Here is a 16921-nt window from a genome sequence, read left to right as displayed (position 1 = left end):
ACTCTGATGCAATTAACTTTCGAAAAATTTATGTATCGGAGATCGTCAGTATGTATAAAGATTCACGAAAACATGGCATATTTTCAGTGGAAGCAGATGCTTCATTGTTTACAATAGGAAGTAATCTGGATTCACTGAATATAAAAGATACATCAAAATCAGTGAGATTAAGGGCTTTAAAAGCAATGCTTTCTAAATGTCTTAAACATGGCTGGGTTGAAGATGACTTTTGGAAAAATATTAACATTAAACCAGATAGAACTATTAAGCCAGCTGCATCACAAAAAAACATTGAAAAGCTAATTAAATTGTTGGATAAAAATACTTTTGTAGGTTTTCAGGACACAGTATATCAAAACGCAAGTAAGCATTCAGAAGCGATTGTTGCACTTTATTTGATAAATTAGCCAACAAAAAAGGCTGCATTGAAAAGGCTGGTTAACACCTTTCATACAGCCTTATCACAAAAAACGATGGATCATGTGATTTTATGGATTCGTTAGACTTGCTGATATCATGTTCTCCGCATTCGGAATGTAACTAGGATATGGGTTTTTATACTCTCCCTGATCATAAGAAAATTCTTTCATATACTTTTCTGACTCTTTGTATTGATCTCTTAGCAACTTTTCGAATGCTTTTGGAGACATATCTTGAACACTTTTAAAGAATTTTTCTTTGTTTTTTTCTGGTACATATATATTGACCCCGTACTCTGCACTAAGCTTAGTCATTACTTTATTGTAAGGAATGAGTAACAAATCGATATCATCGTTAGTTGTTTTAGCATTAGAAGTAGTAGTTGAACAAAGTACTGTTATCAAAATAGAAATTGATAAAATATTCAATAATTTTTTCATCTTTTCCCTCCTCATTATCCATGGTAAGAGTTTTTTTCAAAAGAATTTTTAGTGAAGCTGGTTAGCTGAATGAAGAATCTCTTGAATTTCCTCTAAAAAATGGTTGCCTTATTTCAAAGATTCCCTTGATTATCTTTCTCTTGAACTCCTAATTAAATACAATGCTTATAAGGTATTTCTAATTAATTTACATAAAATGTATTAGAAAATATGCAACTCTATTTATATTTTTTATATGTCCTTATAGTATCATTTTACAACTTTGAATCACACTAAATTAGTATGTGATTTACTGTCAACCTTCCAACCATATTATCAATATCATTCCCTCAAAAACATTGGAAAAAAAACTTGCCACACTCAAGGAATTTTTCTTTTTTTAGAGTTTATCCCGCATGAACGGCAGTAATATTTCTCGCTCAAAATTTAGCCAGAAAGTAAAAAAGTTAGAAAGGAGAACGACTGTCGCATATGCCCGATTGGTTTGGGTCACAACAAGATGTTGATCCCTCAGGTGTTGCCAAAGGACGTGGCGTTTTTCACTTCCGTTGCTCTAGTTAAGTGGAGGATGAAGAAAACCCCCACTGATGAAAGTTTCACTTTATCCTTTCTATGAGTAATTCGTCAAAGCTTTGTAACAATTCCTTTTTTTTGATAACATGACAGTATAGAGACGAGGGAGTGAGTAGGATGAAGGTAGATCATGAAATTTGGGGGGACATCCCTTTATTGCATATATATGATGAGGAAACGGTTACGGCAAAGTCACCTGTAGTTATTTTTTTACATGGATTTGAAAGTGCAAAAGAGCATAACCTACATTATGCATATCAACTAGTCAATCGTGGCATTCGAGTGTTATTGCCGGATGCTTTATTGCACGGTGAACGTGAAGAGGATTTGGATCAAGTTCAGCTAAGTTTGCGATTTTGGGAAGTCGTGCTGACCTCTATTGAAGAAGTGGACTATTTATATAAGCAATTAAAAGAAAGAGGACTATTAGAAACCGATCAAATTGGACTTTCTGGAACTTCTATGGGGGCCATTGTCACAATGGGATGTTTAAAAGTGTATCCATGGATTAAGACAGCATCTGTCATGATGGGTGCACCAGCCTATGTAGAATTGGCAAAAGCGCAGATTGCCGGATTTGAAGAAAAAGGGTTCAAGATTCCATTAAGTCAAGAAGAACTAGATAAAATGTATAAAACGATCAGTTACTTTGATATGAGTAAACATCCAGAGTCAATGGCAGGACGTCCTGTATTATTCTGGCATGGAAAAAAAGATCATACGGTTCCGTTCGAGCCTACTTATGCATTTTATGAAAGCATTCAACAAGATTATGCGGAACACCCTGAGGATCTAACCTTCATCGTTGATAAAAAGGCTGGTCATAAAGTATCTCGGAAAGGTATGCTTGCAGGAACTAAGTGGCTTGCAGACCATTTGGCATAAGATAATAGGCATGTTATGATGAAGTAAACAACATGCGGAAAGGGGAAACATCATGGATAAAGATTTAAAAGAAAATATTCTTGGTGCTATGGAAAATGTTATTGACCCTGAAATAGGTATCGATATCGTTAACCTCGGTTTAGTATATGATGTAGATTTAAATGATGAGGGCATATGCATGGTGACAATGACACTGACTTCTATGGGGTGTCCATTAGGTCCAGTGATTGTGGACCAAATACGTACAGTACTATCTGACATTCCAGAAGTAAAAGATGTTGATGTCAATGTAGTATGGAACCCACCTTGGTCAAAAGATATGATGTCTCGCTATGCTAAAATGGCATTAGGGATTCGATAATATAAAATTTCTATCAGTTATCAGTGGAGAAGATCTTTCTCCGCTGATTTTTTATAGTTTTTTGGATTGACAGTTGCGCCGATTCAAAAATTTCAACACATCTGTAGGAGTTATTTTATCCCGCTTTAACGGGCAGTAAGACACCATCTCAAAATTTAGAGAGAAACGAGAAAGATAGATGGGGGTGATCAACTGCCTGTAAAAGTTCGAGTGGTTCAGGGCAACACGATGTTGGTCACTCAGGTGTTGTCACAGGACATGGCGTTTTTAACCTGAGTTCCTCTAGTTCAGTGGAGGATGAAGAAAACCCCCACTGATGGAGTTTCACTTTATTATGTGAACACGATGAAGGATTATTTCTGATTTGATCAAACTCCTATTTTATAAAATTTAAATGAAAGTGGTTTTTATTCCGCATAAAAAGGCAGCAAGACCCCCACTTCAAGACTCTAATCTAATAAGAAGTGAGGGGCTACTACTTGTAAAAGCCCAGTTGATTCAACTCATGCAAAATGGAGGATGAAGAAAATCCCCCATGCGTAAAGTTTCGCTTTATACATAGGACAAGCTTATAGTTGGTAAGTATCAATAGTCATTGATGGATAGCTCTCCAGTCCAATTATTTTCCTTTAGCAAATGAAGCGCCTCTGATTCATTCCTCGCGATTGGAAAAACTTTATCGCATTGAGAAATAGAGAATAGATTCCTTATAAACTCATCTGCCACAATAATAACAATCCTTTTCTCTTTACTTAGTACCTTTTTGGCAAAATTCACAATCATCCCAAACCCTGTACTATCAATATTTGTGACACTCTGCATATCTAAAATATAACCATACTCTGTTTCAGGCTTTTGACTTTGAAGTACTTTTTTTACATCCTCAATGATCCCATATTCTAAGTCGCCTGCTATTCTAGTAGAAATATAGTCCGACCTTTTTTCAATTTTTATCGTTGCTTGTTTGCTTTCCATGCTATTCCCCACCTAAATTTTTTTCTAGTATAATTGGTCATTATACAGTTTTAAAATTGAAATTTGTTTACTTCATTGCGCAACTTGTTTGAAATAATGGCTAATTCATCAGAACTTGAGGTAATTTCTTCAATCGTCGCTGATTGTTCTTCAGCAGTTGCGGCTACTTCTTCTGAAGCGGCAGCTGAATCTTCTATAATATTGGAAATGTCTTGAATCGATTGTTGGACATGAAATGAATTCGTATTTACTTGAACAAATGAATTTTTCATTTGTCGAATACCCATTTCTGTTTTTTCTACTTTTTTGACGATTTCCTTTAATGCCTCTCCACCCTTATTAATAATGTTTACTTGTTCCTTTACGGCAACTAAATTACTTTCCATTGTACGAACGGTGACAGATGTTTCCGCTTGTATATCCTCGATCAAATCCGTTATTTGTCCAGCAGATAGGCTAGATTGCTCAGCTAGTTTTCGAACTTCTTCTGCAACAACAGCGAATCCCTTTCCTTGCTCACCAGCTCTAGCTGCTTCGATGGCAGCATTTAGCGCTAATAAATTCGTTTGAGTAGAAATCTCTGTAATAACGGTAATAATGCCCCCGATTTCTTCAGATCGTTTTCCTAACTTTTGTATGGAGTCTGTGGCATAAGAAACAGTTTGGGTAAGTGTACCTAAATGTTTAATCGCCTCATTAATGGCTTCTTCTCCCTCGCGTGCTATAGCTGTCGAGTCAACTGCATTGGTTAGCGAGTTCTCTACCATTTGCAAATTATCTTTAACCTCTTGCACGGTGTGTTCCATCATTCTTACGATATTTCCTACTTGATCTGCTTCGGTCGTAGTGCCTACTGCCACATTATTGATGGTCACAGCGATTTGATTGGCAGATTCACTGGTCAAGTGACCTGATTCTGCTAATATTTTAGAAGATTCAGCAACTGAATTGGCACTATTCGCTATGTTCTTCGTGACTTCTAATAAATGTCCCCTCATCTTTTGAAAAGCGTTGCCCAATTCAGCAATTTCATCTTTTCCTTTAGGATTCAAAAGTTTGGTCTTTAAATTTAAATCTGCTAATTCATTCGCATTCATACTTAATTTTTTGATGGGTGCGGCGATTTGACGATGTAGGAACAAAGTAGTGAAAACAATGATTAGAATGGCAATTCCTAATGAAATACTTATATTCTCTATAGCAGATTTTTCTGCAATTTTTATATAAGGCTTTTCTGATACACCCATAAACCAGATACCTATGACATCACCTTTTTGATTTAAAATAGGTTCGTAGGTAGTTTGGTACCAGCTACCTACTACATCAGCGCGTCCTGTATATCTTTTCTTTTGTTTTAATACAACATCGCCTACATTATCAGCTACTGTTGTATTAACAGCTCTTTTTCCATCTTTTAATACATTTGTGCTAATTCTTGTGTCATTTTGGAAGATGGTTACCTTATCGCCACCTGTTAACTTTCCAAGTTTATCTACAACTTCTGTATTTCCCACCATATTTACATTGCCTTTATATAAATGTCCATCTTTTATATCCCATTCGCCAGGAATTACTTTGTCTAAGTATTGATAACTTAATTGTGAATCTGAAACAAGCTTGGATTCCGCACTTTTTAGTAAATTATTTTTTACTAAGTAGAAATTTACAACCGAAAGAATCCCTGTTAAAAGTAAAATACAACAAAATATAAGTGCTCCTATTTTCTTGCCTATAGTCCATTTCATCACATTTCCTCCAAATTTCACTGATTTATTGACTAACTACAACCTAGTTTTTTTGAAACGCCTACTAAAAACCTTGTTTCTGACAGATTATCAAACCAGATTTGATCCACCATGTTTTTTACAAAAAATAAACCTCTGCCACGTTCTGAAAAAGTACTTTCTATATTATTGTAGAGAAGAATAGCTTTCCAACTTTCTTGCGGTATTCCTCCAGCAGTATCGATCACTGTCATTTGAATTTCTTCCATTTCTTTTTCCACATGAATTTGAATTTTTTCCGTTTTACTTTTTTCAGCTAGTTTCATTGCCTCTACTGCGTTAATAATTAGTTCATGGAGAACAAAACATAATTCCCTATTATAGGGGAGATTATATAGCCTCATAAAGGCACTCATTATTTGATCAGCAAACAGTATACCTTTCTGATTGGGTAAAAGATTAAGAGTAAATTCCATCATCTATCATCTACCTTATAATTTAATTGTCATTGATACCATTGTTATATCGTCACTATGATCCTCTTCAAATAAATCATGATCGTGTGCAAAGCTCCTCAAGGCATGCATGTTTTCCTGTTCAAGATATGGTTGGAATTGCTTCGCATCAATAGATTGATTTTCCCCTAGTGTAAATAATCCATCTGTGTAAAGAATTAATCGATTCCACCCATCTATAGGCATCTTTTTCTTGTGTACTTCGATAGTAGGAAATAATCCTAAAATGGGCGTATTAGCTGGAAGTATAGTTGTTTTCTCAAATTCATCAAACAAAAAACCTGGTGGATGCGCAGCGTTTGCATATTCGATAGTGCCATTTTTAGTGTCGATTAATACATAGATAGCTGTTACTAAAAAGCTGTTTATATGCTCCTCATCGGCAAATAATTCATACACATGACGATTGAGCTCGTTCATTACTAAACCTGGGTCAACCAGTCTTGTGATCAATCCTTTTAACAATGATCTAATGGACATTGTAACAAGAGCCGAAGCCACTCCATGCCCCATAACATCATATAAAATGACAGCGCTTAAATTGTCATTGATTTTAAACCAACTATACATATCTCCTCCTAATATGTTAGATCTAGCGTAGAATCCATCAAACTGAATATTTTCCATATGCAGAGAAGGGGTCAATGCATGCTTTTGGACCTTTTTGGCAATAGATAAATCAATTTGTTGACGTTCTTCCTTTAGCTTCCTCAAACTTAATTCTTTTTGATATTTTAAGGCCGCATGAATTCTTGCTTTAAAATTTATAAAATCTAATGGGGTTGAAATGAAATCAAATATGCCAGCATCAAAAGCTTGTTCAATCATATTTTCTTGATCAGAGGAAATAAAAAGTATTATGGGAACATCCATCCACTCATTTAAAAGTTCTATTTTTTTATAGAATTCTTTTAGGCTTTTATTTATGAACATGGAGTCCAAAATAATCAAATTAATTGTTTTTTTTGAATAATACGGCAAATGTCCACCCATTCTTTCAACAGTGGGGACATGATGGATATCTATAATTCCTATCTTATTTAACTGGCGACGTAAAAGCAGAATATTCTCTTTTACTTCTCCAATAATGATTACTGACATCTTGTGCTATCGACTTCCTCTCCTTAAAAGGTACTATATTCATACTTTTGCATGTGAGTATTTTATCATAGCTGTAGATTCATTTCTACTTAATTTTCCAAAATATATGGACTATACGATTATTTTGAACAGGTTTCAGGGAGCTGAATATTCGAAAAATAGTATATAAGTATTAAATTTAATAGATATTAAGCATGTTTCAATACTTCTTATAAAATGTAGAATTGGTTTAGAGATAAGGATATGTATATTTGGTGAACTGTTTATAAAGGGAAAGGGATTATTATAAAGTGAGGAATTGATAAATATATAGAAATTAATAGGTGCTTTTCTGACGTTCCTATTAAAAATGATATTGGTTGGTCAGATGAATTGCTTTGAAAGATACAAATAAATTTGTTCTTATGTAGTTTTAATCCTTATGATATCAACGTTCTACGCTATATTAAAAAAATATAGCGTATTTTTTTGCCTTGACATATTCCTGATACATTCGATTTATATACTTTGATTGTAAAGGAGATACAGTCATTCATCTTTCATTCATCACGAGCTCGGATTGGAAGAAACGTTGGACTGATCGAGAAAAGAATATTACATCTTTTAATTGAATAGGAGGATTTCAAATGAATTTTATAAAACGCGCTTTTTATAGTACAAAAGCGAAAAAAGGAAGAACCCTTTTGCTTACTTTTGTATTCTCAGCCATTTTAATATTCATTTTAGCAGGATTAACGATACAAAGTGCTTCATTAAAAGCAACAGAAAATGCCAAGAAAAGCATGGGGGCAACGGTTACGCTGTCTACAAATATGGAGAATGCGATGAAGAAATCAAGTTCGTCAGATAGTGATGATTCTTCTGATAAAAGTGATCGACCTGATCCAGGAAGTTTTTCCATCACTCCTGTTGATCTGGATACCGTCAATACATTAGCAAAGTTGGATAATGTAGCGTCTTATAGCATTTCCTCATCTACCTCTGTGAATGCCAAATCCTTTGATGCTATTTCTTCTGAAGATGAGGAAGAAGATGAATCTTCTTCTAGCAATTCTAGTAATGGAGGAAATAATCAGCAAGGCGGCCCTAATAGTGGTATGCAAATGATGAGAATGTCGTCAGGGGATATTACCATTGAAGGAACAAATGATACAGCAACAGCAAGTGATTTTACAAGTGGAACAGCCAAAATAACGGAAGGTGTTGGGATTACAGAAGATGATGTCGACAGCAATCATGCGGTTATTGAGACCAATTTAGCAAAAGCAAATGATATCTCAGTGGGCGATACGATCAAAGTGACGGACTCTGAGGATGAAGACATTGTTTATAAATTGAAAGTCGTAGGTATTTACAAGACTTCTGAAACAGCGGATGCAAGAAGTATGAGAATGACCGCTTTAAATCCATACAATGCCATTTACACATCTTACACATTTGCCAATAAAGTAAAAGGCGATGACTATAAAGATAGTGCAGATTCAGTGATTTATACATTATCTGATCCAGAAAAAATGGATACATTTGAGAAAGATGCGAAAAAAGCGGGTCTTGATACAGATACGTATAGTTTACGAACGAATGATCAAGTATATCAACAAATGATTCAACCGCTAGAAAATGTAGAAAGCTTCGCCAAAAAAATCGTCATTCTTGTATCTGCAGCGGGTACAGTTATCTTAGCGCTGATCGTTATATTAATGATTCGCGAACGAAAATATGAGATCGGTGTACTACTATCACTTGGTGAAAAACGCTTCAAGATTATTGGCCAGTTCTTCGCAGAATTACTTGCCGTCTTAATAGTTGCCCTTGTCATCGCTGGCGTGAGTGGCAAATTTGTTGGCAATATAGTTGGCGAACAACTATTAGAGCAACAAGCTACGACGACTGCCTCAACCTCAAATAATCAAGGCGGACCTGGTCAAGGAGGCCCAGGACAAGCCGGTGGGCAAAATCTAGGTCAAGGACGTTCAGGGAATTTTGGCAGAGGATCATCCTTCTCAAACTTCGGTGCTTCCAGTGCAAAAAACGCAAAACAAATTGAAGATTTGAATATTACATTATCACTGAAAGAACTAGTGGAATTAGGTGGATTTGGACTAGCCATTAGCTTTTTAGCAGTAATTATCGCATCTATTGGTGTTATGCGTATGCAACCTAAAAAAATCTTAATCTCATAAGAGGGTGAAATGATGTTAGAAGTAAAAGACGTAAATTATTGGTATAACAATAAAGCTGATGCGCTTTATGAAAATGTCAATTTGACATTCGAAAAGGGAAAATTATATAGCATTTTAGGTTCAAGCGGTTCAGGAAAGACAACATTTCTTTCCTTGATCGCAGGACTAGATGTTCCTAAAACTGGCGAGATATTATATGAAGGAAAATCATTGAAAAAGATTGGGTTGACGAATTACCGTAATCAATATGTATCGATTGTCTTTCAATCCTATAATTTGCTGCCATATATGTCTGCGGTAGATAATATTGTATCAGCAATGGAAATTACTCATAGTCATCAGGCAAATCGAAAAGATTATGCGTTCTCCATGTTGGAAAAAGTGGGAATAACAAAGGAACTGGCGCAAAAAAATGTGCAGCATCTATCAGGTGGTCAACAACAACGTGTAGCAATTGTACGGGCGATGTGCTGTGAAGCTCGACTTGTTGTGGCCGATGAACCAACTGGTAATTTAGATGAAAAAAATTCTTTAGAGATTGTTCGATTGTTTAAAGAATTAGCGCATGATCAAGGGAAATGTGTTATCGTCATTACTCATGAAAGAGAAATCGCAAAAGAATGTGATATTGTACTCGAGTTGAAGCATAAAAAATTCAATGAACTGCAATTTCAAAATTAGATGAAGAGTCCAAGCTTTTCACGAATAGTATCAAGACCTGCACTTCAAGAATCAGGGAAAAGCAGGAGATGAAAAGCTTGATTGTTTCAGCAAATACGCAGTCACAGTGGGAATTGAGAAAACCCATTGCCTAAGTTTTACTTTATAAGAAAAAAGCTTGGTCGCTATAAAACGTACCAAGCTTTTTTGATATATTATTGCAGAAAGCCCTATAATAATAGATGAATATTAGTCAATACGGCAAATGTTTAAAGGACAGTTTTCACATTCACATTCTCGTTTTAGAAAATCTAATTTATGGACGGTAATAATACTTTTATCGAAAGATATTACTTCTAATTTTTTTAGTTCATTTAACATTCGATTAATGACTTCACGGCTAGTAGCACATAAATTGGCAAGATCTGAATTGGTTAATGGATAATCGATGACAATATCGCCATTCTCTTTCAACATACCATAAGTATTGGTTAGTCGGATGATGGTTGAGTATAGAGCACCTTTTTTACCATATAAAAGTAAATCACGCATTTTAGTTTGCGCTTTCAAATTTTGTAATTGCAGCCAGCTTATACACTCGATTAACAAAGCAGGTTCTTGACTTAAACACATTTCAAAAAGATTTTTATCAAGAGTAATGATCGTAGCTGATTCCATAACTTTAGCACTTAAAGGATAAAACCCTGTTTTACTAAAAATAATACCCTCACCAATACAGTCATTGCTACCACAAATTCGAAGTGTCAATTCTTTTCCACTAACAGTTTCTTTAGACAAAATGACTTTTCCCGATACGACATAAAAAATATCTTTGACCGGTTCACCTTCTAAGCATAGATGACTACCTTTTGAAATCTTAAGTAGGGAACCATTTTCTTTGAATATTTTAGAAATATTAGTAGGAAGTGGATCTATCTTATAAGAATTTACCATATCATCTACAACCTTCATTCATTTTTCTTCATTATAACATAGGAATTTAGGATTATTTAGATACTTTTAAACTGTCACATTTCTTTTAAAATTAGGCTTTGTTTAACAATACTGTTGATATTCATCAATTATGCTACAAGGAAAAGATGTTTTTACAAAAGAAATAGGAGAGCGAATAAAACCTTTGAAAGAGCAAATAAATCAAAGGAGAGAGCGAATAAAGCCTTCGAAAGAGCGAATAAATCAAAGGAGAGAGCGAATAAAGCCTTCGAAAGAGCAAATAAATCAAAGGAGAGAGCGAATAAAGTCTCCGAAAGAGCGAATAAATCAAAGGAGAGAGCGAATAAAGCCTTCGAAAGAGCGAATAAATCATGAGAGAGCGAATAAAGCCTTCGAAAGAGCGAATAAATCAAAGGAGAGAGCGAATAAAGCCTTCGAAAGAGCAAATAAATCAAAGGAGAGAGCGAATAAAGTCTCCGAAAGAGCAAATAAATTATCAAAGAGAGCGAATAAAGCCCTCGGAAAGAGTAGAAAGCCTCTGATAGAGCAACTAAATATTAAATCAGCAAATACACTATATTTTTAGAAAAATTGGATCATCAACACATCTGATATAATGGATAAAATTAAATAATCAATACATTTGGTATGGAAAATCAATAATGCCATATAACAAAACGAAGAATATGGCAGAAAATCAACAATGTATAAAAAAGGATTATAAAGGTCAAAAAAGGTCAAACATTTATCTTTACAATTCGTAATAATGGAATTATAATGTAATTAATCAAAAGGTCAAAAAAGGTCAAACAAAGGAGCTGGATCTTTATGCAAATGCAAATGAACAATGAAGAACAAAAAAGTCCATTGGAACAATTTGGACGAAATTTAGTAGAAGAAGTAAAGAAAGGTAAAATGGACCCCGTTATTGGGCGTGACCAAGAAATTCGAAATGTCATCCGAATCTTATCTCGTAAAACCAAAAATAACCCTGTATTAATCGGTGAACCTGGTGTTGGTAAGACAGCTATTGTGGAAGGATTGGCACAACGTATTGTCAAAAAAGATGTGCCTGAAGGATTAAAAGATCATCTTATTTATGAATTAGATATGAGTGCATTGATTGCAGGTGCAAGTTACCGTGGCCAATTTGAAGAACGTTTAAAAGGGGTATTAAAAGAAGTAAAAGAAAGTGAAGGACGTATCATTTTATTCATCGACGAAATCCACACGATCGTGGGAGCTGGTAAAACAGATGGTGCGATGGATGCAGGTAATATGTTGAAACCAATGTTAGCACGTGGTGAATTACATTGTATCGGTGCAACAACTTTAGATGAATACCGTATGTATATCGAAAAAGATCCTGCACTTGAACGTCGTTTCCAACAAGTATTAGTACGTGAACCATCTGTAGAAGATACTATTTCCATTTTACGTGGTCTAAAAGAAAGATTTGAATTGCATCATGCAGTTAAAATTCATGACCGCGCAATTGTAGCTGCTGCAGAACTTTCCAATCGTTATCTAACAGAACGATTCTTACCAGATAAAGCGATCGATTTGATCGATGAAGCTTGTGCGATGATTCGTACAGAAATTGACTCTATGCCACAAGAATTAGATGAAGTAACACGTCGACAAATGCAACTTGAAATTGAAGAACAAGCATTGATGAAGGAAAAAGACGATGCAAGTCAAAAACGTTTAGTTGCATTACGCGAAGAATTAGAAAAACTAAAAGAATCTTCTAAAGCTATGAAGGAACAATGGGAATCAGAAAAAGCATCATTGCATAAAATTCAAGAAAAACGTGAAATTTTAAATCGTTATCGCCGTGAATTAGAAGAAGCAGAAAATCAATATGATTTAAACAAAGCTGCCGTACTCCGTCACGGTAAAATTCCAGAACTTGAAAAAGAATTGAAACAATTAGAAAAATCTTTACAAGATGGAAACGAAACTCGATTATTACGTGAAGATGTTACAGCAGATGAAATTGCATCCATTGTTTCTAGATGGACAGGTATTCCAGTAACAAAGTTAGTAGAAGGCGAACGCGAAAAATTATTGCATTTGAAAGACACATTACATGAACGTGTAGTTGGTCAAGATGATGCAGTACGCCTAGTAACAGAAGCTGTTTGGAGAGCAAGAGCTGGCATTCAAGATCCAAACAAGCCAATCGGATCATTCCTATTTTTAGGACCAACTGGTGTTGGGAAAACGGAATTGGCGAAAGCTTTAGCTGCTCAGTTATTCGATTCTGAGGATCATTTTATCCGAATTGATATGTCCGAATATATGGAAAAACACAGTGTTTCTCGTTTAGTCGGAGCACCTCCAGGATATATTGGTTACGAAGAAGGCGGTCAATTAACAGAAGCTGTTCGTCGTAATCCATACTCAGTTGTACTATTAGATGAAATCGAAAAAGCTCATCCAGATGTAGCAAATATTTTACTTCAAATCTTAGATGATGGCCGTATTACCGATAGTCAAGGGCGTACAGTGAACTTTACAAATACTGTCGTTATCTTAACTTCAAATATTGGTTCTAATTATTTAATGGATTTGAAAGACCAAGAAAATGAACATGCAGTGGAAGATTTAGTCATGGCGGCTTTAAAACAACACTTCAAACCTGAATTACTAAACCGTTTAGATGACATCATTATGTTCCACTCATTAACGAATGAGCAATACTTTGAAATTGCTAAGAAATATATTCAATTATTGCAAAAACGAGTGGCTGAACAAGAAATTGAATTACAAGTGAACGAGGATGTTTTACAATGGGTTGCGAAAGAAGGAGTAGATCCTGCTTTTGGTGCTAGACCTTTACGCCGCTTTGTTCAACGTCATATCGAAACATTAGTTGCTCAAGAATTGTTAAAAGGGGAAGCAACTGCAGGAACAAAATTAGTAGTGTCTATGGAAGATGGTAAGGTAGTTATTCATAAAGAAAACTAAGCGAAATGTTGAAGCGATTCGATCTTAGTTATTAATGAGATAACTTAATTAGTGGCTTTGCAACATGTGGTATTTCTGCAAAATAAAAATCCTGCCAAACGGCAGGATTTTTTTATTATTCTTGATGACCGATTTCTTTTGGTGAATCTTTTGGAATCACTGCATCGATGACAAGAAGTAACGCAGCAAATACAAGTGAGATCCATAAGCCTTTTGTAAATGCTGGACCATCGAATGCGACATTATTGATCGAGCTGACTACATAGTTTAATACTGTAACTAGTAGGGCAGACCAAATGACTAAAATAATATATCTCATCTCTATTTCACCTCTAAACTAACTTATCTACTTATCCTATCATATCATATGTGCCCATTTATTTAAAAGAAACTTTTCAAATAGTTTATGCAATAAAGTGAAACTCTATCAGTGGGGGTTTTCTGCATCCCCCACTGAACTAGAGGAACGGAAGTGAAAAACGCCACGTCCTGTGGCAACACCTGAGTGACCAACATCCTGCCCGCCCGAACCAATCGGACTTTTACGGGCAGTTGATCCACCATCTATCTTTTCGTTTCTCTTTAAATCTTGAGATGGGGGTCTTACTGCCTGTTAAAGCGGGATAAAGTGAAACTTTACGCAGTGGAGTAATCTTTTTTTGTATATTCATTGAATGATCGGACTTATTTTAAGCCATTAATCCTTTTTTAATCCTGAAGTATGGATTTTTTGCCTATTCATACAAGATAAAATGGCAAAATGATGACGGAATGTTGAAAAGTAAAAAATTATTCGTTATAATTAAGACCAGATACTAATAATTGATAATAAGAAGAGAGGGGCTACCTCATGAATGCTGGAATTGTTGGAGTAGGAAGATATGTTCCTGAAAAGGTTGTCACAAATTTGGACCTTGAAAAAGTAATGGATACTTCTGATGAATGGATACGCACAAGAACGGGGATAGAAGAACGTCATATTGCAGCGGATGACGAAGATACATCAGATATGGCGTTTAACGCAGCAAAAAATGCATTAAAAAACGCAGGGATCACCGCTGAACAACTTGGCCTGATTTTAGTGGCAACAGTTACACCAGATCAGCCATTTCCAAGTGTTTCTTGTATGATCCAAGAACAATTAGGTGCAGTAAATGCTGCGGCGATGGATATCTCAGCAGCATGTTCAGGATATATATATGGACTTGTAACAGCAAAACAATTTATTGAGAACAATGCTTATGATTATATATTAGTAGTTGGTGTAGAAAAACTTTCAAAAATTACTGATTGGGAAGATAGAAATACAGCTGTGTTATTTGGCGATGGTGCAGCTGCTGCAATCGTGGGAAAAGTTTCAGAAGGACGTGGGATTCTTACTTACGAATTGGGCGCTGATGGAACTGGCGGCAAATATCTTTACCAAAATGAAAAAAATTATATTACCATGAATGGTCGCGAAGTATTTAAATTTGCGGTCCGTCAAATGGGGCAATCAGCTATCAATGTCATTGAAAAAGCAGGTTACACGAAAAATGATGTGGATTATTTAATCCCGCACCAAGCCAATATTCGTATAATGGAATCAGCAAGACAACGTTTAGATTTGCCATCTGAAAAAATGGCAGCTGTTATTAAAAAATATGGCAATACCTCAGCAGCTTCAATCGGTAATGCTTTAGTAGAGGAACTAGAAAATGGTAAAATTCATGATGATGATCTGATCGTTCTAGTAGGATTCGGAGGAGGTCTTACTTGGGGCGCAGTAGCCATAAAATGGGGAAGATAATATAAAAGAAAGAGAGGAATAAAATCATGACAAAACGTCGAGTAGTAGTGACTGGTATTGGAGCAGTAACACCACTAGGAAACGATATTTCAACAACTTGGGAAAATATTAAGGCAGGGAAAGTTGGAATTGGTCCTTTGACTAGATTGGATCAAGAAAAATTTCCAGTCCATGTTGCTGCAGAAGTAAAAGACTTTGATATGGAGAAATATGTTTCTAGAAAAGATGCACGTAAAATGGATCGTTTCACTCAATTTGGATTAGCTGCTTCTATCATGGCAGTGGAAGATGCAAAACTCGAAATTACGCCTGAGTTAGGTCTACGCACGGGTGTTTGGATTGGATCAGGTATCGGCGGAATGGAAACATATGAGCAACAATTCAGGAATTTCCTTGAAAAAGGACAACGACGTGTAAGTCCTTTCTTTGTGCCAATGATGATTCCCGATATGGCTGCGGGTCAAGTTTCTATTCATTTTGGAGCGAAGGCTATTAACTCTTGTACAGTAACTGCATGTGCTTCAGGTACAAATTCTATTGGCGATGCTTTTAAAGTAATTGAACGTGGCGATGCTGATGTGATGATTGCTGGCGGGGCTGAAGCACCGATCACGAACATGGCAGTAGCAGGATTCTGTTCTAATACTGCATTATCATTAAATCCTGATCCACAAACTGCATCTCGACCATTTGATAAAAATCGCGATGGCTTTGTTATCGGGGAAGGTGCAGGGATTGTCATTTTAGAAGAATATGAACATGCGGTTGCGCGTGATGCAAAAATCTATGCAGAAGTAGTGGGCTATGGCTCAACTGGCGATGCATTCCATATTACAGCGCCAGCACCAGATGGGGAAGGTGCCGCTCGTTCTATGCAACAAGCAATCGATGATGCAGAAGTATCACCAGAAGTGGTTGATTATATTAATGCACATGGAACAAGTACTTACTATAATGATTTATATGAAACAAAAGCAGTAAAAACAGTTTTTGGAGAACATGCTTATAAGCTAGCAATCAGTTCAACAAAATCAATGACTGGCCACTTACTTGGAGCGGCGGGTGGTGTTGAAGCAATCTTCTCCGTTTTAGCTATAAAAGAAGGTATATTACCACCAACAATGAATCTTGAAACACCTGATGAAGAGTGTGATTTAGATTATGTACCGAACACTTTACGTGAGCAAGAAGTTTCTTATGTCTTAAGTAATTCATTAGGTTTTGGAGGCCATAATGCTTCCTTATTATTTAAGAAAATCTAATATTCAAAAACGTTCAGCACAGGGATGGACTCCCTGTGCTTTTTCGTATATTTTTTATTTAAAACTTATAATTATAACTATTCAAAATTTTAAAGAATATAAACTT

General features: G+C 35.6%; 15 protein-coding genes. 8 read left to right on the top strand and 7 right to left on the bottom strand.

Going from position 1 to position 16921, the window contains the following annotated elements:
• The first annotated feature begins 50 nt into the window (after positions 1 to 50).
• Complete coding sequence (locus tag FEU33_RS12045) at positions 51 to 407, top strand: hypothetical protein (protein ID WP_146549603.1); 357 nt, start codon at positions 51 to 53, stop codon at positions 405 to 407.
• 81 nt (positions 408 to 488) lie between these two features.
• On the opposite strand, the gene FEU33_RS12040 is transcribed toward FEU33_RS12045, so the two are convergent.
• Positions 489 to 860, bottom strand: coding sequence for a hypothetical protein (locus tag FEU33_RS12040; protein ID WP_146549602.1), 372 nt, complete (start codon positions 858 to 860; stop codon positions 489 to 491).
• A 690-nt stretch (positions 861 to 1550) separates the two neighbouring features.
• Here FEU33_RS12040 and FEU33_RS12035 point away from each other — a divergent pair.
• Together FEU33_RS12035 and FEU33_RS12030 are read left to right on the top strand one after the other, a co-directional pair.
• Entirely contained in the window at positions 1551 to 2318 is a 768-nt protein-coding gene (locus FEU33_RS12035) for a prolyl oligopeptidase family serine peptidase (protein WP_146549601.1), read from the top strand.
• 52 nt (positions 2319 to 2370) lie between these two features.
• Positions 2371 to 2679, top strand: coding sequence for a metal-sulfur cluster assembly factor (locus FEU33_RS12030; RefSeq protein ID WP_146549600.1), 309 nt, complete (start codon positions 2371 to 2373; stop codon positions 2677 to 2679).
• Between the two features lie 585 nt (positions 2680 to 3264).
• On the opposite strand, the gene FEU33_RS12025 is transcribed toward FEU33_RS12030, so the two are convergent.
• The 4 genes from FEU33_RS12025 to FEU33_RS12010 are packed head-to-tail and all read right to left on the bottom strand — an operon-like array spanning position 3265 to position 6994.
• Entirely contained in the window at positions 3265 to 3654 is a 390-nt protein-coding gene (locus FEU33_RS12025) for an STAS domain-containing protein (protein WP_146549599.1), read from the bottom strand.
• 50 nt (positions 3655 to 3704) lie between these two features.
• A complete protein-coding gene (locus tag FEU33_RS12020) occupies positions 3705 to 5399 on the bottom strand; it encodes a methyl-accepting chemotaxis protein (RefSeq protein WP_146549598.1) in 1695 nt (564 codons plus the stop codon).
• 32 nt (positions 5400 to 5431) lie between these two features.
• Positions 5432 to 5857 (bottom strand): ATP-binding protein, encoded by a 426-nt coding sequence (locus FEU33_RS12015; protein WP_243881093.1) that lies wholly within the window; start codon positions 5855 to 5857, stop codon positions 5432 to 5434.
• Positions 5858 to 5869: 12 nt separating this feature from the next.
• Positions 5870 to 6994, bottom strand: coding sequence for a PP2C family protein-serine/threonine phosphatase (locus tag FEU33_RS12010; protein WP_146549597.1), 1125 nt, complete (start codon positions 6992 to 6994; stop codon positions 5870 to 5872).
• A gap of 626 nt (positions 6995 to 7620) precedes the next feature.
• Between FEU33_RS12010 and FEU33_RS12005 the strand changes: the two genes are divergently transcribed.
• Both FEU33_RS12005 and FEU33_RS12000 read left to right on the top strand, forming a co-directional pair.
• On the top strand, positions 7621 to 9177 hold the full coding sequence (locus tag FEU33_RS12005; protein WP_146549596.1) for an ABC transporter permease: 1557 nt from the start codon (positions 7621 to 7623) through the stop codon (positions 9175 to 9177).
• A 12-nt stretch (positions 9178 to 9189) separates the two neighbouring features.
• Positions 9190 to 9858 carry an ABC transporter ATP-binding protein gene (locus tag FEU33_RS12000; protein WP_208219372.1) on the top strand — a complete coding sequence of 223 codons (669 nt, stop codon included), beginning with the start codon at positions 9190 to 9192 and terminating at the stop codon, positions 9856 to 9858.
• A gap of 228 nt (positions 9859 to 10086) precedes the next feature.
• On the opposite strand, the gene FEU33_RS11995 is transcribed toward FEU33_RS12000, so the two are convergent.
• Entirely contained in the window at positions 10087 to 10809 is a 723-nt protein-coding gene (locus tag FEU33_RS11995; protein ID WP_244951016.1) for a Crp/Fnr family transcriptional regulator, read from the bottom strand.
• An 810-nt stretch (positions 10810 to 11619) separates the two neighbouring features.
• Here FEU33_RS11995 and FEU33_RS11985 point away from each other — a divergent pair.
• Positions 11620 to 13764 carry an ATP-dependent Clp protease ATP-binding subunit gene (locus tag FEU33_RS11985; RefSeq protein WP_146549594.1) on the top strand — a complete coding sequence of 715 codons (2145 nt, stop codon included), beginning with the start codon at positions 11620 to 11622 and terminating at the stop codon, positions 13762 to 13764.
• Positions 13765 to 13879: 115 nt separating this feature from the next.
• On the opposite strand, the gene FEU33_RS11980 is transcribed toward FEU33_RS11985, so the two are convergent.
• Entirely contained in the window at positions 13880 to 14083 is a 204-nt protein-coding gene (locus FEU33_RS11980) for a YjzD family protein (RefSeq protein ID WP_146549593.1), read from the bottom strand.
• A 531-nt stretch (positions 14084 to 14614) separates the two neighbouring features.
• Here FEU33_RS11980 and FEU33_RS11970 point away from each other — a divergent pair.
• Together FEU33_RS11970 and fabF are read left to right on the top strand one after the other, a co-directional pair.
• Complete coding sequence (locus tag FEU33_RS11970; RefSeq protein WP_146549592.1) at positions 14615 to 15553, top strand: beta-ketoacyl-ACP synthase III; 939 nt, start codon at positions 14615 to 14617, stop codon at positions 15551 to 15553.
• A 26-nt stretch (positions 15554 to 15579) separates the two neighbouring features.
• On the top strand, positions 15580 to 16815 hold the full coding sequence (gene fabF, locus FEU33_RS11965) for a beta-ketoacyl-ACP synthase II (RefSeq protein ID WP_146549591.1): 1236 nt from the start codon (positions 15580 to 15582) through the stop codon (positions 16813 to 16815).
• The last annotated feature ends 106 nt before the right edge of the window (positions 16816 to 16921 follow it).

This window comes from Rummeliibacillus suwonensis (assembly GCF_007896435.1).
Lineage (GTDB): Bacteria > Bacillota > Bacilli > Bacillales_A > Planococcaceae > Rummeliibacillus > Rummeliibacillus suwonensis.
This window is presented reverse-complemented; position numbering and strand designations above follow the sequence as displayed.

Bases quoted from the DNA above. Each gene is read 5' to 3' on its own strand.
- FEU33_RS12045 (WP_146549603.1), top strand. From the start codon at position 51: ATGTATAAAGATTCACGAAAACATGGCATATTTTCAGTGGAAGCAGAT.
- FEU33_RS12040 (WP_146549602.1), bottom strand. From the start codon at position 860: ATGAAAAAATTATTGAATATTTTATCAATTTCTATTTTGATAACAGTA.
- FEU33_RS12035 (WP_146549601.1), top strand. From the start codon at position 1,551: ATGAAGGTAGATCATGAAATTTGGGGGGACATCCCTTTATTGCATATA.
- FEU33_RS12030 (WP_146549600.1), top strand. From the start codon at position 2,371: ATGGATAAAGATTTAAAAGAAAATATTCTTGGTGCTATGGAAAATGTT.
- FEU33_RS12025 (WP_146549599.1), bottom strand. From the start codon at position 3,654: ATGGAAAGCAAACAAGCAACGATAAAAATTGAAAAAAGGTCGGACTAT.
- FEU33_RS12020 (WP_146549598.1), bottom strand. From the start codon at position 5,399: ATGAAATGGACTATAGGCAAGAAAATAGGAGCACTTATATTTTGTTGT.
- FEU33_RS12015 (WP_243881093.1), bottom strand. From the start codon at position 5,857: ATGATGGAATTTACTCTTAATCTTTTACCCAATCAGAAAGGTATACTG.
- FEU33_RS12010 (WP_146549597.1), bottom strand. From the start codon at position 6,994: ATGTCAGTAATCATTATTGGAGAAGTAAAAGAGAATATTCTGCTTTTA.
- FEU33_RS12005 (WP_146549596.1), top strand. From the start codon at position 7,621: ATGAATTTTATAAAACGCGCTTTTTATAGTACAAAAGCGAAAAAAGGA.
- FEU33_RS12000 (WP_208219372.1), top strand. From the start codon at position 9,190: ATGTTAGAAGTAAAAGACGTAAATTATTGGTATAACAATAAAGCTGAT.
- FEU33_RS11995 (WP_244951016.1), bottom strand. From the start codon at position 10,809: ATGAAGGTTGTAGATGATATGGTAAATTCTTATAAGATAGATCCACTT.
- FEU33_RS11985 (WP_146549594.1), top strand. From the start codon at position 11,620: ATGCAAATGCAAATGAACAATGAAGAACAAAAAAGTCCATTGGAACAA.
- FEU33_RS11980 (WP_146549593.1), bottom strand. From the start codon at position 14,083: ATGAGATATATTATTTTAGTCATTTGGTCTGCCCTACTAGTTACAGTA.
- FEU33_RS11970 (WP_146549592.1), top strand. From the start codon at position 14,615: ATGAATGCTGGAATTGTTGGAGTAGGAAGATATGTTCCTGAAAAGGTT.
- fabF (WP_146549591.1), top strand. From the start codon at position 15,580: ATGACAAAACGTCGAGTAGTAGTGACTGGTATTGGAGCAGTAACACCA.